The organism is Kosakonia sp. CCTCC M2018092 (assembly GCF_003864115.1).
Taxonomy (GTDB): Bacteria; Pseudomonadota; Gammaproteobacteria; order Enterobacterales; family Enterobacteriaceae; genus Kosakonia; species Kosakonia cowanii.
Genome location: NZ_CP034225.1, coordinates 2,992,219 through 3,009,974 on the forward strand (window position 1 = coordinate 2,992,219; position 17,756 = coordinate 3,009,974).

Here is a 17,756-nt window from a genome sequence, read left to right on the forward strand (position 1 = left end):
ACTACTTCATGCAGGCATCTAAACTCGTTTTGCAGATTAAAAGTATCCTAATACTGGAGCTCCGATATTTATCTTAACGCTAATTTCAGCATGCAAAATCGAACTAGCCATACAAAAAAATAATACACGTTCCTGACTAAGTTTAAGTAACGACCGACGTGTATTTATCTTACACCCTTCTAAACCCTGAAGAGCTAATAGGAATTTTTTAATTATTGCTAAAGAACGCATTAAAACAAGTGAATTATCCTTAAAAAACAGACTGGTATTTACTAGAGTAATTTAAGGTGAATTTCCATTTTATCATTAAATTCAAAGCATTATGCAAAACAAACATAGCACTCATGAATTTAAGAAGCTTTCACATAATTAATATGGATTTTTCACTAGTAAAAAAACCCTATATTAAAAAATTCACATGAGTAGCAACAATGAGTTCTTACCTTTCCTCTGGCTATATAACCCCATAGAGATTGCACTGTTAGCATAAGAATTCTTCCACATAGCCACATGCTTAACATTTATATTATTTTATGAAATCAACACCGGAAGTTGAGTTCTTATAAGGCAATGGCATATATATTCCTTAAATAATAAATATATCATTTAAATAATGCCTATGCTGTTCTTAAAAAGGGATAAGAGATCTTATCGATGTGACATCTATACGTTACAAACATGTTATGAACGCAGCAGAAAACCGCATTCCCTCATGTAAAAAGAGATCAATAATTTAACACATATTATTTATTGGTTAGTTAACAATTTATTACTACCCAATCATTTTGCGGCAAGGTTATTATTTTTGTCGGAAGCAGTGGCTTTACGTGAGATTGCGATTGATTCGAGTGTTCACATGTTCGCTATCGAGCGTAAATGTACAGTATTGACTTGTTATTAGCACACTTATGCAAGTTATATCCTTCAGCTTCTTTTAATCGGATTACATAGTAGTGAATTCCGACTAAAAAAAAGCCTTGTTAATACAAGGAACCTTCAAGGTTAAAACCATTAAGAGTAAGGTGCATTTATGAAACGTAAAATTTTAGCGCTTGCATTGTTGTCTTCTTTTAGCATGGGTGCAGTTCAGGCAGCTGATACTACAGCACAGGCTGTGGCGACATGGTCCGCAACAGCAAAGAAAGATACTACCAGTAAATTAGTTGTAACGCCTCTGGGAAGCCTTTCATTCCAATACGCTGAGGGCGTTAAAGGGTTCAATACTCAAAAAGGTCTTTTTGACGTTGCAATTGAAGGAGATTCAAGCGCAACGGCATTCAAACTAACCTCACGATTAGTAAGTAACACGCTAACGCAGCTTGATGGATCAGGGTCAACGCTGAATGTTGGAGTTAATTACTTCGGTAATGCGGTCGATAAAACGTCTGATACAGTTCTTGTTGACACCGTTACAGGTAAAAGTGGTGGTCTGAGCAATATTGCTTCTAATTATAATAAAGCAGGTCGCTTTGCTGGTCAGGATGCATTTACATTCTCAATTGCAAATGCAACTACTGACGGCACAACGCCTGCAACTGATTTGAGCGTATTGCCAGAAGGTATCTGGAGTGGCGATGTTAGCGTCCAGTTTGATGCAACCTGGACTAGCTAATTCCATTAATTGAGGAGCGAGGGACCGCTCCTTTTTTTTTAGGAGAATGAATTATGAAACAAATTTTTTTTGCATGTAACCTTTCTTTAACTGTAATGATGCCGGCTTATGCGTTAGACATTGGTGATATATCTTCTTTTATGTATAGCGACAGCACTGTTATCAGTAAAGAGATAAAAAACTCCACCGATACAGGACGCCTTATTAATATCAGAGTTGAAAGAATAACCAACCCTCTAGAAGGAGGTAGCATCATTCCTATGGAGAGTAGAAACGAACTTCTTTTGACACCAGGAAGTTTATTACTTCCCGCTAAAAGCAATGAGACTATCCGTTTTTTCTATAAAGGACCGGCTGACGATAAAGAACGTTATTACCGAATTCTTTGGTCTGATCAATCGTTGAGCGAAGGTAAAAGGAGCAACGCAAAGCGTCATGCTGTTGCCACAGCGTCAGCGCTTATTAGTTCTATATTGGTTGTCGCGCCTCGTAAAGCAAAATACGAATATAAATATTCAGCAGGAAAAATCACCAATCCAGGAAATGCGACATTACGTATTATCGCCTATGGCCCATGCTTGAAACCAACTGATGGGGAGTCTTGCAAAGAAAATTACTATCTTATGCCCGGAAAGTCGCGAACATTCACGCGAGTAAATGTTGCAGATAAAAGTGGCCGCGTAGCATTTTGGCAAGAGAATCATTTCGTTTCAGTCAAATAGTTTTGGGAGATGTTGTCTGTGCGCATTGTCGAGAATAAAACCCTTCAAGCTTGCGTTACTTATACAGCCATTTTCTTTGCTGGCATGAATGAAGTTAATTCTTCTCCTCTTCAGAGTTTACATGTCGCCGGCATCATGGTTCCTGATGCCTTTAGAAAAGCATTACAAGATGGTATGAGTATCCCATTATACATCCATCTAAATGGGGTTTCTGGTACACAGGATGATCAGCGTATCGGTACAGCTTCCATTTGGCTCGATGATAATATGGTAAAAGTACGTTTAATCGAGCTTGAAGATCAGAGTGGCAATGCGTCTTTAAATGATCTCACACGGTCAAAAATTAATAGTCTCAAAGATATTCCATTTAATGAAGAGTCTAAAATACCCCTTACCGCTAATGCCTGGTTGTATCTAAACTTTCAGCAACTTACGTTGCAAATGATTGTCACTCAGCAAGCACTTAAAACCCTTTTTCGCCCTAAACTCGAGGATATCGGTGATTCAAGTGCAGCAAATCTTAGTAGTACACTTAGTTATAACTTTGGCATTTATAACAATAAGATGAAGGGGGGAGACAGTAGTACTTCAAATTATCTTTCATTCGATTCTGTTACAGCGTTAAAAGAGCACCATTTAATGATGAATGGCACTGTATACGGCCTGGGATCGAATTCCCAACAGGCTCAACTCTATCGTGCCATGTACGAACGTGATTTTTCAGGCTATAGACTTGCTGGTGGCATGTTAGACTCCTGGAACTTACAGTCTCTTGGATCGGTCACTGCGCTTCCTTCTGGAAAAATTTATGGTTTTTCCTGGGGCAATCATGCGCAGTCAACGGTCTTCAATGATTCGCATTCCGTTATCCCCGTCATTGTTTTCTTGCCCTCTGCTGGCGAAGTTCATCTTTCCCGGGAGGATAAACTTCTCAGCGTACAGAACTTCAGTATGGGCAGTCATGAAGTTGACACCAGCGGCCTCCCCTATGGAATTTACGATATCAAAGTCGATGTAATCGTTAATGGTCAACATATAAGCCAAACTATTCAACGTGTTAACAAAATTTTTGCGCGAGGTAAATCTGCGGGAATGCCATTCCGCTGGCAATTTTGGGGAGGCAATATACATATGGAGCGATGGGAGACCGGCGCAAGGGATGTCCAGAAAGCTAAAAATAGTCTTCTGCTAGGCTTGTCCACTTCCGGTGGGCTTAATGCGTTAGCCTGGATGGCTTCAGCATACAACTATGACTCAGTGACTGTCGGAGAACTTCAGCTCTCATGGCCCATTACCGAAACGTTACAGATCAGCATGCAAAATATGTTAGCTACAGATGGGTCCTGGAGTTCCATTAGTAGTCTAAATGCAACTATGCCCGGAAAGTTTAGTTCTATATGGTTAAGCCAGGAAAAAACATCAATAGGAAATACCCTTCGGCGCAGCGATGCTACTAATATCGCAATTGGCGCATCATTAAATCTCAGCGCGCTTTGGGCTCCGCTAGGTTCCTTAAGTGCAAGTTATAACAGAGATCGCCAACATAATAGCCATTATTATACTGCTGATTATACGCAGACCCTTTACAACGGACAGTTTGGTTCATTAGGACTACGCGCAGGCATGCAACGCTACCAGCATAGCAATAGCCGGCAAGCAGTCCGCATGCAAAAATATGTTGCTTTTGATTTTCTGCTCCCGCTCGGAAGCGCTTTTCGAGCCGGCATAACACAACAGAATGGCTATGCTATGGCAAACATCTCAGCTCAGAAGCAGTTCGACGAGGGTGATGCTATACAAGCTATTGGTGCCGATATCTCCCGCGGTATTTCTGGAAAAAATAGTAATAATAAGAATTTAAGTGCCACTGCATGGACGAAATATGAGAATCGTTTTTCAACAGGTACATTAAGTGTCAATAGCGGCCTTGATGGATACTTAAGCACAAACTTTACGGCTAATGGGAGCATCGGCTGGCAAGGAAGTGAGATAGGTATGAGCGGCAGCACTGAGGGTAACGCTGGTGTGATATTACGTACTGACATTGAACATGATGGCCAACTCACTGCAAGGGTTAATGGTCGTCTTTTCCCATTGCTGGGTAAACGTAACTACCTTCCTTTGGATCCTTACTCACGTTATGAAATTGAGATTCTTAATAGTAAAAAATCTATCGATAGCTATAACATTGCCAATGGTAGGAAAGGTCAATTTACACTCTATCCAGGCAATGTTGTAACAATGGTGCCTGAAATCAAACAGATGGTAACCGTTTCGGGCCGGATACATGCAGAGGACGGAACGCTGCTTGCTAATGCCCACATTAATAACCACATAGGGAGAACACGCACGGATAGTAATGGCGAGTTCGTGATGGATATTGATAAGAAATTCCCTACTGTTGATTTCAACTACGACGATAATAAACTTTGCGAAGCAGATCTTGATATTAGTAATGCTCGAGGTGCAGTTTGGGTAGGCGATATTATTTGCCAGGGGTTGAAAACGTTCGCCAGTACAATGGTTGATGGAGAGGCTAATGAAGGTTAATTCATATTGGTTCTTAACTTTTTTATTAGTCTTCTTAAAAGTTAATATTGCAGGAGCCATTACCAAAACAGTCTTTTCCGACGCGCCTACTCGTGAATATGTTTTCGTAGAAAATAATAACAACGATAATTTTTTTGTTACTCCTGCTGGTGTGCTGGATCCACGAATGACGGGCTCCAACCGCTGGACGGGACTAAAATACAATGGTTCCGGAACTATTTATCAGCAGAGTCTTGGTTATATTGACAATGGCTATAATACGCTTTTATTGAGTAACCGTCGTTTCGATATGTGGCTGGAAAACGCGCCGACATCACATTTAATTACTGGGTTACGCTGCATTAACTGGTACAAAGGCTGCGATATGGCGACAAGCTTGATTTTGCCAGAAGCTACAGATGCGGCAGGATTTTATGGCGTGTCTGTACCATCAGGAGGAGCTAAATGGATGCATGGGATGATGAGCGATCAATTTTATCATTATCTGAATAATGCTTCCGTGGGAAGTAACTTCACCATGACCATTAACACATGTACTACAGTGGAAAGTTATAGCGCTAAATCTGGTCAACGCTGCCGCTATATGGGCTCTGGTAACTGGTACGTTCGCAAAGTGTCTTATACAAAAGGCGCTCATCTGAAGTTTGAGAATACTAACGGTATTTCAGAAGTCTTCATTAACAGCGATGGTGTTCCGACACTTGGCGAAGGCAACTCTGGCTGTTACCCACTGGTTATTGGAAAACTTTCCGGTCTGGCCTGCAAAATGCTCACTTATTCCTTACGTGACAATGGAATGAGCAACTCCACAATAAAAATCTTTCCCTCAATAAATAAACCTGCACTCGAATCTGCAATTAACACCGCGGATATGCAATTTAGTCTGGATAGCAACACATGGAAGACCGTGAGTAAAACAAGTCATTACTTCACATTTAACGAAATGAAAGGAAAAAAGAGTGTTTATATTTTCTTTTCCCATAATTTTTTCAAGCAGATGATTAAACTGGGCATCAGCGACAGTAACACTAACGATCTTTTTAATTTCAGAATGCATAACGCTCTTGCACCTGAATCAGGCTGGTATGAATTTTCCACTTCCAGTCAGCTTATCATTAAGCCGAGAGAGTTTAGTGTGAGCATAATTTCTACTGATTATGTCCAACACCCCTCTCGCTCCGGAAGAATTGGGAGAAACAGCCCTTCACTTGATTTTGATTATATCGTCACGACAAACGGTAAAACTTCCGCTGATGAAGTACTAATTAGCGTGACAGGCCCAACACAAAAGATCCATGGGCGTTCCTGGTGTATATTCAAGTCATTCAAAAACCTGACTCAGGTTCCTTTTCCCGCATCATTAACGTATAAAACCAGAAATGGGGTTAATAAAACATACGATGTCGGCTGCGATGGGCTATGGCGCGATATGACTGATGCGTTTTGGTTATCAACACCATGGTTCAGCTCAAATGGGGCAATGGGATTGATGAATAAATCAAATGTTCGCTTCTCCATTCCCATGAACGATGAGCGCTCTCTATATACATTAAATGATTCCACATGGTTCGGGGATGTTAGCGCATCGGGAGAAATTAGAATTAAGGCGACCTGGCGCAATGTTAATTAAAAAAGTGATAAACTATTTCTGCTTTATTTTCTTGCTAGCACCATTTTTTGCAAATGCGATTTATGTTGGCAATCAAACCTTTTCGATTGATGCCGAAAGTAGTATGTTTGCTAAATTGGTAGTAAATAATAATAAATCCCCGCGACTTTATCGTATAACTATCAGGGCAATTGACAGCCCAGGTATATCTGAAGTTTATTCTCAACCTGCTGATGGGGAGCTATTGTTTGCACCACGACAAATGATGCTGCAATCCGGGGAGAGTGATTTCTTCAAGTTTTATTAGCATGGTCCTGCAGATGATAAAGAACGTTACTACCGCGTTGCATTCGAAGAGATCCCACCTCAAAACAGAACATCAAAGAGCGCTAATGACAGCATCATAAGTATGGTGCCGGTGATAGTAATGGACACAATTCTTGTCGTGAGACCTCGTAAGATAAATTTCAAATGGTCTCTGGATCATTCTAAAGGAGAGGTAGCTAACAGAGGAAACACCTGGTTTAAGTTGCTATTAAAACCTGGATGTGGAGCCAGTGAGGATGCCAGTACAACATGGTATCTCCGGCCCGGAGAGAAACTCAACAGTGGTCATGTTAAAAAGGCAGGTGAAATTTTCATACTTTATAACGAGGCATTTATAAAAGTACATGATAAATGCTCCTAACTCATCACTGAAGTTTATATTTTTAATGTTTATTATCCGTTCAGCCATCCACGCATAAAAAAATAGATACTGGATTTAACGAGAAATTCATTTCAGCATTCATCACGTTAAGCTTTCATATAAGAAAATTGATGATTTGAGATCTTAAAGCCACCGAATCAATATTCATTTAAGTCATAAAAAAACATGGAAATTGCTCTCCCATCATGTTGAAATTACCAGATGGAGTAATGACTGTCTTAAATATGGAATGTTGATAAGGAACTCAGCTCTGGCTGCGTTGATAGGCATATGCACTGGATTATAAACGAATATATTGAATTCAGGCCCGTTTTAAAGAAATTAACCTCCCTTAAAAACCCTGAAGTGAGTGTGATCTTAACCACACCAGCAAGTCGGTGTCTTCTGTTATTACTTGAAGCCTCTCCCGATATTGTCTTACAGCAAGATTTTTTCAAGAAAGTATGGGAAGAGGAAGGTATGTTGGTTCCCGCCAATACCCTCTATCAGAATATTTCTATTGTCCGCCGCGGACTGCGCGCAGTGGGCGATACGGATCAAAAACTTATCGCCACCATCCCTCGTAAAGGCTTTCAAATTGATGATGGCGTCAGAATCATTAAACAGGATGATATTGTCAGGACAGATAACAAGATTGAACTTCCCACTATTGACGTCCCGGGCCTTGATCTGCACGAAAAGAGTGTAGTTCCAGCGGATGAAGATGCTTCGCCGGAGCCTGGGTTACCTCCGGCTTCACAACCATTAGCTGGCGAAGATGACAATAGAATTAAGAATTTACTTTTACCTCTTCTGCTGGTTCTTATCTCTTTTGTCACTGGTTTCATTGTCACGAGCTTCATTTGGTACAAGCATGCTGAACCCGCCTTCTTTAACACATATACGCTTACAGAAACGGACAGCGGCTGTCATCTTCACACCAGGAATGACATTCATGATAACAATAATCCCTATTCAAAATACAAAACCTTAATTCTGAATACGGGATTGAGTTGCAAAAGCTATCCCTGGATCTATTTCCCCCTTTCCGTAACCTCACCCACTTTGACCGCGCTAGCTTGTAAAAAAAAATATACAACGGAATCTTCGCCAGGATGTATCTCTCTCCATATTACTGGAATAAACCGAGATGACTAAAAAGAGGGTTAGCTTATTAATAATTTTCCTGTTTGCAGGTTTCGGATTCGGCTATCTGTACCTCATGGTAACGACACACTCCCGCGCTGCGGAAACCTGCACGGCGGTTGTTGTTGTTTTTAACAAGAATGCGCAAGCTAATTTGACACTCGACTTTATGTACAACAGACGAACCCACAGCGGTATCGTCTCTGTCAGTGGGCGTTACCGTCATCCCAACTATATGGAGGACACGATAAGGAGGGATGTTGCTTATACGTGGGTTGAGAACAAAAACACTTTTCACCTTTTATCAACCAATATTAATAAGGTCGATAACGTTGAAAGTTTACCTGAGGATGTTATCGCTACTGTCCTGCCGGCCTTTTATGTCTACCCTCATAGGCGGGTAAATTATGCAATTCAACCGCAAGGAAGTAGCAGTTTTCTATTCAGTGTCGGTAAACGACCTTTGTTTGTCTGTACCAGGTGATTGGCGATAAAGCCGTAAGCTGGCTCTTTAATATTTTTTAAGTGGCGTATAGCGGGACTTTCTTGCGAAGCAAAAAAACAAGGGGTTACCTTTCGGTAACCCCTTATCAGATATGGCGGAAGCGCAGAGATTCGAACTCTGGAACCCTTTCGGGTCGCCGGTTTTCAAGACCGGTGCCTTCAACCGCTCGGCCACACTTCCGGTGTGAGGCGCACTATAAACATCCTCGCCCTTCATGTAAAGCGTGATAATGTTCGTTTGCGCGAAAAACGTTCAAACACACGTTAATCGCTCTAAACATCGACATAGTGCTCAATAAAGAAGCGGCTACGATATAGATCTAGTGCTTTTTGATGTACATATCCTGAGTAAGGTAGTAACCCAGCGGATCGGGATTGAAACCACCCACCCATGGTTTCACCAGATGTGTGCGTACATAGTGGTAAACCGGTATTGCCGGTACATCACGCGCCAGAATGTCTTCTGCTTGCTGATAATATTTTCCTCGCTCAGCAACATCTTTCGCTTTCGCTGCATTATCCAGCGCCTCATCATAGGCCGAATTGCTGTACTTACTTGTATTCTCACTACTTCCGGTACGGAAGTTATTCAGGAAGGTCGCTGCATCATCGTAATCTGCGATCCATGCATAGCGCACAGCGTCAAAATTGCCGGTATGCATCGTATCCAGCATTGTTTTCCACTCCTGATTCTGCAGCTTTGCCTCTACGCCAAGATTTTTTTTCCACATTGAACTCGCAGCAATGGCAATCCGTTGATGCGTCTCCATCGTGTTGTAGAGAAGGTTAAAACTTAGAGGGTGCGCTTCATTGAAACCCGCCTCGTTTAACAATTTCTTCGCCTCTGCAAGGCGTTTTTCACGCGGCCATGTGGAATAATCTGGCGGAGATAACTTCACTCCGCCGATTTCTGGCTGGCTGATGACCCATGCTGGCCTTTGACCCTGCGCCATCACTTTGTCAGCAATAATATCTTTATCTAACCCCATATTAAGCGCGCGGCGCAGGCGTGGATCGTTGAAGGGGGGTTTAGTGGTATTGAACTCGTAATAATAGGTCGCCAGTTGAGGCTCAACGCTAACCTGCTCGCCAAATGTTTTACGTAGCTGGGCAAACTGATTCACAGGAATTGTGTAGGTAATATCAATTTCCCCGGCCTTAAAGCGGTTTACATCTGCAGTTTCCGCGCTAATAGGTAGATAGGTGACTTTATTGATCACTGTCGCCTTATTGTTCCAGTAGCGCGTGTTACGTTCCGCCACGATGCGCTCGTTGACCACCCAATCAGTCACTTTATACGCTCCGCTGGTGACGATATGTTCCGGTTTTGTCCATTTATCACCGAAGCGGTTAACCAGCACTGGATCGATCGGAACCATTGAGGGGTGAGCCAACATAGATAAAAAAGAGGCTGTCGGTTGAGTCAGGGTAACCTCAAGAGTCGAGTCATCCACTGCTTTTACACCCAGCGAATCAACTGGTTTTTTACCCTGTGCGATATCTTCTGCATTGAGGATATGCATATTGCCCGGATAGCTGGCGTAAGGAGAGGCCGTTTTCGGATCAACAAGACGCTGCCAACTCCAGACCACATCTTTAGCTGTAATTGCCGTACCATCCGACCAGGTGATCCCCGGGCGTAAATGAAACGTCCAGACAGTATTATTTTTGTTTTCCCATTTTTCGGCTAAAAGCGGCTCGATAGAACCATCCTTTTTGACTGCCAGCAACCCATCGAACATATCGCGAATAATATTGAACTCGATGTCACTCTCAACTTTATGCGGGTCCAGCGATGCCGGCTCGCTGCCGTTGTTACGCACTAATTCCTGTTTTGCCGCCAGTTCAACCCCCGCGGGTACGCTTGCCGCGTAAACCTGTGTCGTTGCGCACATCATCCCGACTGCAAATAAAACGTGAGTAATGTTGTTTAGTGTTTGTGGTTTCATATCCATTCGCCTTTGAAATTTGTTATATACCGACGCAATTACACTCTTAACGTGCTAAAGATTAGACGGCAAAACATTTCGAGCGATATAAGAGATAAATATGGCTCTGCATCACATTTGTTCCCAGAATCTTCTAATCATATTTTTTATCGATAAAACAGGCATCAGCAGCCGCTGCGATGAGTAAAGATGGGTAAAACGTCTTTTACAGCAAGCAAGACTTTCCTAGACTCGACTTCTAATTACATCTGTCATAAGAGAGTGGCTTATGGATCGTCTAATTACTTCTTCGCGTGACCGCACCTCCCTGCTGAGCACGCACAAAGTTCTTCGTAATACCTATTTTCTGCTCAGTCTGACCCTGGCTTTTTCTGCGATCACAGCAACTGCAAGTACCGTACTGATGCTCCCTTCGCCGGGTCTTATCCTGACGCTGGTGGGGATGTATGGTTTGATGTTCTTAACCTACAAACTGGCGAATAAGCCGAGCGGTATTATTGCTGCGTTTGCTTTTACCGGCTTCCTTGGGTATATCCTCGGCCCAATGCTGAACACGTATTTGTCTGCCGGCATGGGTGACGTCATTGCGCTGGCGCTCGGCGGTACCGCGCTGGTCTTTTTCTGCTGTTCAGCCTATGTGCTGACAACCCGCAAGGATATGTCCTTCCTTGGCGGTATGCTGATGGCGGGTATCGTGGTTGTGCTGATCGGTATGGTTGCGAATATTTTCCTTCAGCTCCCTGCCCTGCACCTGGCAATTAGCGCAGTGTTTATCCTGATCTCAACTGGCGCGATTTTGTATGAAACCAGCAATATTATTCATGGTGGCGAAACGAACTATATTCGTGCAACCGTGAGCCTCTATGTATCGCTGTACAACATTTTTGTCAGCCTGCTTAGCATCCTGGGTTTCGCCAGCAGAGACTAACGACGATGCCTTCTCAATCAGGCCCCGCTTATGCGGGGCCTTGTTTTTTGTTACACTCCCGCCGTCATAAACAGCCGTTGTGGAAACTATGTTGATCTTTGAAGGTAAAGAAATAGAAACAGATAGCGAAGGCTATCTGAAAGAGACATCGCTGTGGAGCGAAGCGCTGGCAGAGGCGATCGCCGAGAAAGAGAGCATTTCTCTCTCCCCAGAGCACTGGGAAGTGGTACGTTTCGTGCGCGACTTTTATCTGGAGTTCAATACTTCGCCTGCGATTCGCATGTTAGTAAAGGCAATGGCCAATAAATATGGCGAAGAGAAAGGCAACAGCCGCTATCTCTATCGTCTCTTTCCAAAAGGGCCGGCAAAACAGGCCACGAAAATTGCGGGCCTGCCTAAACCGGTTAAGTGCATCTAGTAGCGGATCCCAAAATCACTCCACTCTCTGTCGGGTTGATGAGGCTCGGTCAAAACCTTATCGACCCGCGCGCTACGCGGCCCACCCGCTTTTAACCACTCGATCAGTTTGTTGACATTCTCAGCCTCACCGCAGGCAACCACCTCAACACTGCCGTCATCCAGATTTCGCGCATATCCAACTAATCCCAGACGCTGCGCTTCGTGTTGCGTGGTATAGCGAAATCCAACGCCCTGTACGCTGCCATATACCCAGGTGATTTTGCAAACTTGAGCCATATCTTATCTCCATCAATGCGGGCGCGTTGCATTTACCCGGCGAACCCGTGACAATAGCGCCCATTTTCTTCAGCCGACAGAATAGCCAAATATGAGTGTACGTTTAGTGTTAGCCAAAGGACGCGAGAAGTCATTGTTGCGTCGTCATCCCTGGGTGTTTTCCGGCGCCGTGGCGCGAATGGAAGGTAAAGCCAGCCTCGGAGAAACCGTGGATATTGTCGATCATCAGGGTAAATGGCTGGCCCGCGGAGCGCTCTCTCCCGCTTCACAAATCCGCGCACGCGTCTGGACATTTGATAAAGACGAAAGCGTGGATATCGACTTCTTTACCCGCCGCTTACAGCAAGCGCAGCAGTGGCGTAACTGGCTCGCCGGACGCGATGGTCTGGACAGCTACCGGCTAATTGCAGGCGAGTCTGACGGCTTACCTGGCGTAACAATCGACCGTTTCGGCAATTTTCTGGTGCTGCAACTGCTGAGCGCCGGTGCGGAATATCAGCGTCCGGCACTCCTCTCTGCACTACAAACGCTCTATCCGGAATGCGCTATTTACGATCGCAGTGATGTCGCGGTGCGAAAAAAAGAGGGGCTGGAGTTAACACAAGGTCCGGTACTGGGCGAGCTTCCCCCTCCGCTGCTGCCAATCGAAGAGAACGGCATGAAGCTGTTTGTTGATATTCAGGGCGGGCACAAGACAGGTTATTACCTCGATCAACGCGACAGCCGCCTGGCGACCCGTCGCTATGTGGCTGACAAACGTGTGCTTAACTGCTTCTCTTACACCGGCGGCTTTGCCGTCTCCGCACTGATGGGCGGCTGTCGCGAGGTCGTTAGCGTCGATACCTCACAGGAAGCGCTGGACGTTGCGAAGCAGAACGTCACTCTGAATAAGCTCGATCTGAGTAAAGCGGAATTTGTACGCGATGATGTATTTAAACTGCTGCGTAAATATCGCGATCAGGGCGAAACCTTCGATGTGATTGTGATGGATCCGCCGAAATTCGTTGAAAACAAAAGCCAGCTAATGGGTGCGTGCCGCGGCTACAAAGATATCAACATGCTGGCTATTCAGTTGCTCAATCCCGGCGGCGTGCTGCTGACCTTCTCCTGCTCAGGTTTGATGACCACCGATTTATTTCAGAAAATCATCGCTGATGCCGCCTTAGATGCCGGGCGTGATATACAATTTATAGACCAGTTCCGCCAGGCCGCCGATCACCCGGTGATCGCAACCTACCCGGAAGGGCTTTATCTGAAAGGGTTTGCCTGTCGCGTCATGTAAGTTGAAATCTGGAGCCGCGCCCCCATATTTGGGGTTATCTAAGGTTCCCGGGAGGTGACAATGATAGCCAGCAAATTCGGTATCGGTCAGCAGGTTCGCCACTCACTGCTGGGGTATCTTGGCGTAGTGGTCGATATCGACCCAGAGTACTCGCTAGATGAGCCGTCAGCTGACGAGCTGGCGGTCAATGACGAGTTACGCATACTGCCCTGGTACCACGTAGTGATGGAAGATGACGACGGTCAACCCGTCCACACTTATCTGGCCGAAGCGCAGCTCACCAGCGAAATAACGGATGAACATCCTGAACAGCCTTCAATGGATGAACTGGCGCGCACCATCAGGCGTCAGTTGCAGGCACCAAGACTGCGAAACTGATCGTACCCCGCAACCGGCGGGGTATTTTTTATTTAGCCAAACCCAGCCGCGGAATTTCAATCGCCGGGCAGCGATCCATCACTACGTTTAACCCCGCTTCCTGTGCCAGCACAGCAGCCTGCTCGTTAATCACGCCCAGCTGCATCCATAACGTTTTCGCCCCCACGGCGATCGCCTCTTTCGCAACGTCCCATGCGGCTTCAGAGTTGCGGAATACATCCACCATATCAATTTTTTCTGGCACTTCTGCCAGCGTGGCATACCCCTGCTGCCCCAACAGCGTCGTGCCCGCTACTTTTGGCGAAACAGGTATCACGTGATAGCCCTGATCTAACAGGTACTTCATGACGCGGTAACTCGGACGATCGGGTTTGTCGCTCGCGCCAACCAGAGCGATGGTATGCGTAGCGCGTAAAATCTCGGTAATATCGGTCTCTTTCATCATTTCCTCCGCTTGATTTTACAAAGTGTAAATCAATCGGGGTAACTCAACCATTTTCTGTTTTTTTTATTCGCTTCTCTTGCAGCATCAAGTGCTTCCAGTAATCTGTAGCAAACATCACTGACGGAAATAGATCATGGAATCAACCACTCGTACGCTACCCGTACGCAAGAACATCGCCCTTGTCGCGCACGATCACTGCAAGCAGTTATTAATGAAATGGGTTGAGCGGCACCAGCCCGTGCTGGCAGCACATCAACTGTATGCAACCGGCACTACCGGCAATCTGATTCAACGTGCAACCGGGCTGGAAGTGAATGCGATGTTAAGCGGCCCGATGGGTGGCGATCAGCAGGTCGGCGCACTCATCTCTGAAGGTAAAATCGACGTACTTATTTTCTTCTGGGATCCACTAAACGCGGTACCTCACGATCCTGACGTAAAAGCCCTGCTTCGCCTGGCAACGGTATGGAATATTCCTGTGGCAACCAACCTCTCAACCGCCGATTTTATTATCGAATCCCCGCAATTTAACCACAGCGTTGATATTTTGATTCCAGACTATCAGCGCTATCTGGCTGAGCGGTTGAAGTAACGTCAGGCGGCAAAGCCGCCTGCGTTCAGGGCTTCCTGGCAACGGGTACATCCAGCGATTTGAGTATTTCAACAAAGCGTGATGGTTCATCCTTGTTGAAGAGTAACCATACGCGTTTACGTGCTCGCGTCAGTGCAACATAGAGCAAACGACGCTCTTCCGCGTCAGGAAATTCCTCTTCCTCAGGCAAAAGCGCCTGTTCCATAATTGATTCCCGCGCTGGCGCAGGAAACCCGTCCGGCCCCTCTTTTAACCCAACAATAATGACATAGTCAGCCTGCTGCCCTTTGCTGGCATGGACAGTCATAAAATCCAGTTGCAGTTTCGGCCATCGCGTAACCGCTTTGTCGAGGCTTTTCGGCCTGGCGTGATGATAGCGAGCCAGCAGCAGGATCCGCTCATCCGGCTTCGCGAAGCCGCTTAGCTTATCGAGCAGCGCATCAAGTTGATCCTCTGCCAGCAGCGTCACGGATTTTTTATCACCTGCCAGCAAGCTGTTAAGCGGCTTGGCGAGCTGCGCGGGGTTTTGCTGAATAAAACGGTTCGCCACTTCACCGATGCGGGAATTAAAACGATACGTTGTATCAAGGGCACAGAGATCGCCTTCACCAAAATAGTGATGAAAAGCGGTGGTAAGCGAAAGTTGCGCGCCGCTGAAGCGGTATATGGCCTGCCAGTCATCGCCGACTGCAAAAAGCGTTGTTTGCGTATTCTGTTTGCGTAACGCCGCCAGCAGAGCAGCCCGCTGGGGTGAAATATCCTGGAACTCATCCACCAGAATATGCTTCCACGGGCTGATAAAGCGTCCTTTTTCCAGCACGTTGATGGCCTGATGAATAAGACCCGAAAAGTCGACGGCGTTCTCTGCCTTAAGCGCGCTCTTCCATGCTTTTAGCAATGGAGCCATTAATTTGATGCGTTTGGCAAAGAGATCGCGTATCTCTTCCGGCGCGCTGGCGATCATTTCCGCCTGAGCGCCACCATGCATGCGCATCAAACTTATCCAGCGGTCCAAACGTGGTGCAACTCGCCGCTGTAACGCCTCGTCATCCCAGTAATTCCCTTCAGGAATATGCCAGCCCAGCTCCTCTTCCAGCCACTGCCGCCACCCTTTAGCCTGCGCTTTTTTCTCGCTGCACTGCTGCACCCAGGTTTGGGTTAACAGCGCCAATCGTGCGTTAGTGTCATTTTCCAGCTCGCTCAGTGCAGGCACTTTCTTGCTGCCTTGCTGAATGATATAGAGAGCCAGCGCATGAAAAGTTCGCGCGGTGATCTCATCGCTATGCAACCGCTCGCGGATGCGCTCATCCATCTCCTGCGCTGCTTTACGGCCGAAGGCGAGCAGAAGAATTTGATCGGCAGATGCCTCGCCGCGTGCCAGTAGCCAACCGGCGCGCGCCACCAGCACCGAGGTTTTGCCGCTGCCAGCCCCAGCCAATACCAGAAGGGAGTGCTCGCCATTGACCACGGCTCTTGCTTGCGCCGGATTCAGAGGCGAGCTTTCAACCTGTTCAAAAAAGCTCGCATACTGCTTTAACATCGTTTCGGTAAAGGCGTGATTATGTTCCGCCCGACGTCCTTCAACATCCAGCAACCATGCCTGGCACTGTTGCCAGAGCGTGCGGCAATTATCAAATTCTGACAGACGGCTGGTGGGTATCGGAAGCGCAGAAAAAGCCTCCTGCAACTGATGCTGTACGCCGGTCAACTGGCTACGCGTCAACCATCTGGACGGATCGATACGTTCAGAGATAAGCGCCAGCTGGCCCGACAGGAGTTCTGCCGCCACCTCGCTCATCTCCGAGCTCCAGCTGCGCCAACGTTCATTCAGAAGGTGGTAAAAACGCTGCGTGTCACTCCACTCGGTGCCATGCAAGCGCACCACTTTGTTATCAGCCAGCTGAAATTCCATCTCTCCCCAAACCAGGCCCCGCTTACACTCAATCGCCAATAATTGGTTGAAGGGAATGAGGTATTCATGGCGGTCACCCGCTACTTTTATACCTGCATGCAGGATGGTCGCGCGATCGTACGGGTGCTGCGCCAGGCGTTTTCCCAGGGAAGTCGCTTTCAGTTCCATCTCTTGGTGATCTCAGCTTGTGACAATTATTGCCAGTTTACCTGTCAGAGAATTGGTGCTCCAGTCCAAAAAATCGTTACAATTGCCGCAATGATCAGTACCCGGAACTCAAATGAGGTTTTATGCGTACCATTTTGAATATCCTGAATTTTGTCCTCGGTGGTTTTGCCACGACACTGGGCTGGCTGGTGGCAACTGTTGTTAGCGTGCTGTTAATCGTGACCCTTCCGCTCACGCGTTCATGCTGGGAGATCACCAAGCTCTCCCTGATTCCGTGGGGAAATGAGGCGGTTCATGTCGATGAACTCTCTCCAGACGGTAAGAATGGTCTGCTGAACGCTGGGGGAACCTTACTGAATGTTGTCTGGTTTATCCTGTTCGGCTGGTGGCTTTGCGTGATGCATATCATTGCCGGCGTGGCTCAATGCCTGACAATTATTGGTATCCCGGTTGGCGTGGCGAATTTTAAAATCGCCGCTATCGCATTGTGGCCGGTGGGGCGTCGTGTTGTTTCCGTTGAAACGGCACGGGCTGCACGTGAAGCCAACGCGCGTCGTCGTTTTCAGTAATCGGAT

General features: G+C 46.1%; 16 protein-coding genes, 1 tRNA gene and 1 pseudogene. 13 read left to right on the forward strand and 5 right to left on the reverse strand.

Features of this window, described 5'->3' with window-relative positions; all coding sequences use genetic code 11:
- The first annotated feature begins 1,030 nt into the window (after positions 1-1,030).
- The 7 genes and pseudogenes from EH164_RS14305 to EH164_RS14335 all read left to right on the forward strand — a co-directional run bounded on the left by EH164_RS14305 (position 1,031) and on the right by EH164_RS14335 (position 8,811).
- Entirely contained in the window at positions 1,031-1,612 is a 582-nt protein-coding gene (locus tag EH164_RS14305; RefSeq protein ID WP_023481615.1) for a common pilus major fimbrillin subunit EcpA, read from the forward strand.
- 53 nt (positions 1,613-1,665) lie between these two features.
- On the forward strand, positions 1,666-2,334 hold the full coding sequence (locus EH164_RS14310; protein ID WP_124968792.1) for a hypothetical protein: 669 nt from the start codon (positions 1,666-1,668) through the stop codon (positions 2,332-2,334).
- Between the two features lie 18 nt (positions 2,335-2,352).
- Entirely contained in the window at positions 2,353-4,884 is a 2,532-nt protein-coding gene (locus EH164_RS14315; RefSeq protein WP_370276837.1) for a CS1-pili formation C-terminal domain-containing protein, read from the forward strand.
- Complete coding sequence (locus tag EH164_RS14320; protein ID WP_124968796.1) at positions 4,874-6,514, forward strand: hypothetical protein; 1,641 nt, start codon at positions 4,874-4,876, stop codon at positions 6,512-6,514. Before EH164_RS14315 ends, EH164_RS14320 begins: the two co-directional genes overlap by 11 nt.
- Positions 6,459-7,181, forward strand: a pseudogene (locus tag EH164_RS22940) (fimbria/pilus periplasmic chaperone). Before EH164_RS14320 ends, EH164_RS22940 begins: the two are co-directional and overlap by 56 nt.
- 291 nt (positions 7,182-7,472) lie before the next feature.
- Positions 7,473-8,339: a transcriptional regulator gene (locus EH164_RS14330; RefSeq protein WP_124968798.1), complete on the forward strand. Its 867-nt coding sequence runs from the start codon at positions 7,473-7,475 to the stop codon at positions 8,337-8,339.
- Complete coding sequence (locus EH164_RS14335; RefSeq protein WP_124968800.1) at positions 8,332-8,811, forward strand: hypothetical protein; 480 nt, start codon at positions 8,332-8,334, stop codon at positions 8,809-8,811. Before EH164_RS14330 ends, EH164_RS14335 begins: the two co-directional genes overlap by 8 nt.
- 113 nt (positions 8,812-8,924) lie before the next feature.
- On the opposite strand, the gene EH164_RS14340 is transcribed toward EH164_RS14335, so the two are convergent.
- Positions 8,925-9,012: transfer RNA gene (locus EH164_RS14340), tRNA-Ser, on the reverse strand.
- Between the two features lie 139 nt (positions 9,013-9,151).
- Positions 9,152-10,780, reverse strand: coding sequence for an ABC transporter substrate-binding protein (locus tag EH164_RS14345; RefSeq protein WP_124968803.1), 1,629 nt, complete (start codon positions 10,778-10,780; stop codon positions 9,152-9,154).
- Between the two features lie 268 nt (positions 10,781-11,048).
- Between EH164_RS14345 and yccA the strand changes: the two genes are divergently transcribed.
- Positions 11,049-11,708 carry an FtsH protease modulator YccA gene (yccA, locus tag EH164_RS14350; RefSeq protein ID WP_124968805.1) on the forward strand — a complete coding sequence of 220 codons (660 nt, stop codon included), beginning with the start codon at positions 11,049-11,051 and terminating at the stop codon, positions 11,706-11,708.
- Positions 11,709-11,796: 88 nt separating this feature from the next.
- Positions 11,797-12,126 (forward strand): sulfurtransferase TusE, encoded by a 330-nt coding sequence (gene tusE, locus EH164_RS14355; RefSeq protein WP_124968807.1) that lies wholly within the window; start codon positions 11,797-11,799, stop codon positions 12,124-12,126.
- Here tusE and yccX read toward each other — a convergent pair.
- Entirely contained in the window at positions 12,123-12,404 is a 282-nt protein-coding gene (yccX, locus tag EH164_RS14360; RefSeq protein WP_124968809.1) for an acylphosphatase, read from the reverse strand. The genes tusE and yccX overlap by 4 nt on opposite strands.
- A 91-nt stretch (positions 12,405-12,495) precedes the next feature.
- On the opposite strand from yccX, the gene rlmI reads away from it, so the two are divergent.
- Together rlmI and hspQ are read left to right on the forward strand one after the other, a co-directional pair.
- Positions 12,496-13,686, forward strand: coding sequence for a 23S rRNA (cytosine(1962)-C(5))-methyltransferase RlmI (gene rlmI, locus EH164_RS14365; RefSeq protein ID WP_124968811.1), 1,191 nt, complete (start codon positions 12,496-12,498; stop codon positions 13,684-13,686).
- Positions 13,687-13,746: 60 nt separating this feature from the next.
- Complete coding sequence (gene hspQ, locus EH164_RS14370) at positions 13,747-14,064, forward strand: heat shock protein HspQ (RefSeq protein ID WP_023481608.1); 318 nt, start codon at positions 13,747-13,749, stop codon at positions 14,062-14,064.
- A gap of 28 nt (positions 14,065-14,092) precedes the next feature.
- Here the strand turns inward: hspQ and EH164_RS14375 are convergent, their stop codons facing one another.
- Positions 14,093-14,506: a CoA-binding protein gene (locus tag EH164_RS14375; protein WP_124971480.1), complete on the reverse strand. Its 414-nt coding sequence runs from the start codon at positions 14,504-14,506 to the stop codon at positions 14,093-14,095.
- A 136-nt stretch (positions 14,507-14,642) separates the two neighbouring features.
- Here EH164_RS14375 and mgsA point away from each other — a divergent pair, with 136 nt between their 5' ends.
- Positions 14,643-15,101, forward strand: a complete 459-nt coding sequence (mgsA, locus tag EH164_RS14380) for a methylglyoxal synthase (RefSeq protein ID WP_023481788.1) — start codon at positions 14,643-14,645, stop codon at positions 15,099-15,101.
- A gap of 25 nt (positions 15,102-15,126) precedes the next feature.
- Here the strand turns inward: mgsA and helD are convergent, their stop codons facing one another.
- Entirely contained in the window at positions 15,127-17,181 is a 2,055-nt protein-coding gene (gene helD / locus EH164_RS14385) for a DNA helicase IV (RefSeq protein WP_124968813.1), read from the reverse strand.
- A 122-nt stretch (positions 17,182-17,303) separates the two neighbouring features.
- On the opposite strand from helD, the gene EH164_RS14390 reads away from it, so the two are divergent.
- A complete protein-coding gene (locus EH164_RS14390) occupies positions 17,304-17,750 on the forward strand; it encodes a YccF domain-containing protein (protein ID WP_124968815.1) in 447 nt (148 codons plus the stop codon).
- The last annotated feature ends 6 nt before the right edge of the window (positions 17,751-17,756 follow it).

Bases quoted from the DNA above. Each gene is read 5' to 3' on its own strand.
- EH164_RS14305 (WP_023481615.1), top strand. From the start codon at position 1,031: ATGAAACGTAAAATTTTAGCGCTTGCATTGTTGTCTTCTTTTAGCATG.
- EH164_RS14310 (WP_124968792.1), top strand. From the start codon at position 1,666: ATGAAACAAATTTTTTTTGCATGTAACCTTTCTTTAACTGTAATGATG.
- EH164_RS14320 (WP_124968796.1), top strand. From the start codon at position 4,874: ATGAAGGTTAATTCATATTGGTTCTTAACTTTTTTATTAGTCTTCTTA.
- EH164_RS14330 (WP_124968798.1), top strand. From the start codon at position 7,473: ATGCACTGGATTATAAACGAATATATTGAATTCAGGCCCGTTTTAAAG.
- EH164_RS14335 (WP_124968800.1), top strand. From the start codon at position 8,332: ATGACTAAAAAGAGGGTTAGCTTATTAATAATTTTCCTGTTTGCAGGT.
- EH164_RS14345 (WP_124968803.1), bottom strand. From the start codon at position 10,780: ATGAAACCACAAACACTAAACAACATTACTCACGTTTTATTTGCAGTC.
- yccA (WP_124968805.1), top strand. From the start codon at position 11,049: ATGGATCGTCTAATTACTTCTTCGCGTGACCGCACCTCCCTGCTGAGC.
- tusE (WP_124968807.1), top strand. From the start codon at position 11,797: ATGTTGATCTTTGAAGGTAAAGAAATAGAAACAGATAGCGAAGGCTAT.
- yccX (WP_124968809.1), bottom strand. From the start codon at position 12,404: ATGGCTCAAGTTTGCAAAATCACCTGGGTATATGGCAGCGTACAGGGC.
- rlmI (WP_124968811.1), top strand. From the start codon at position 12,496: ATGAGTGTACGTTTAGTGTTAGCCAAAGGACGCGAGAAGTCATTGTTG.
- hspQ (WP_023481608.1), top strand. From the start codon at position 13,747: ATGATAGCCAGCAAATTCGGTATCGGTCAGCAGGTTCGCCACTCACTG.
- EH164_RS14375 (WP_124971480.1), bottom strand. From the start codon at position 14,506: ATGAAAGAGACCGATATTACCGAGATTTTACGCGCTACGCATACCATC.
- mgsA (WP_023481788.1), top strand. From the start codon at position 14,643: ATGGAATCAACCACTCGTACGCTACCCGTACGCAAGAACATCGCCCTT.
- helD (WP_124968813.1), bottom strand. From the start codon at position 17,181: ATGGAACTGAAAGCGACTTCCCTGGGAAAACGCCTGGCGCAGCACCCG.
- EH164_RS14390 (WP_124968815.1), top strand. From the start codon at position 17,304: ATGCGTACCATTTTGAATATCCTGAATTTTGTCCTCGGTGGTTTTGCC.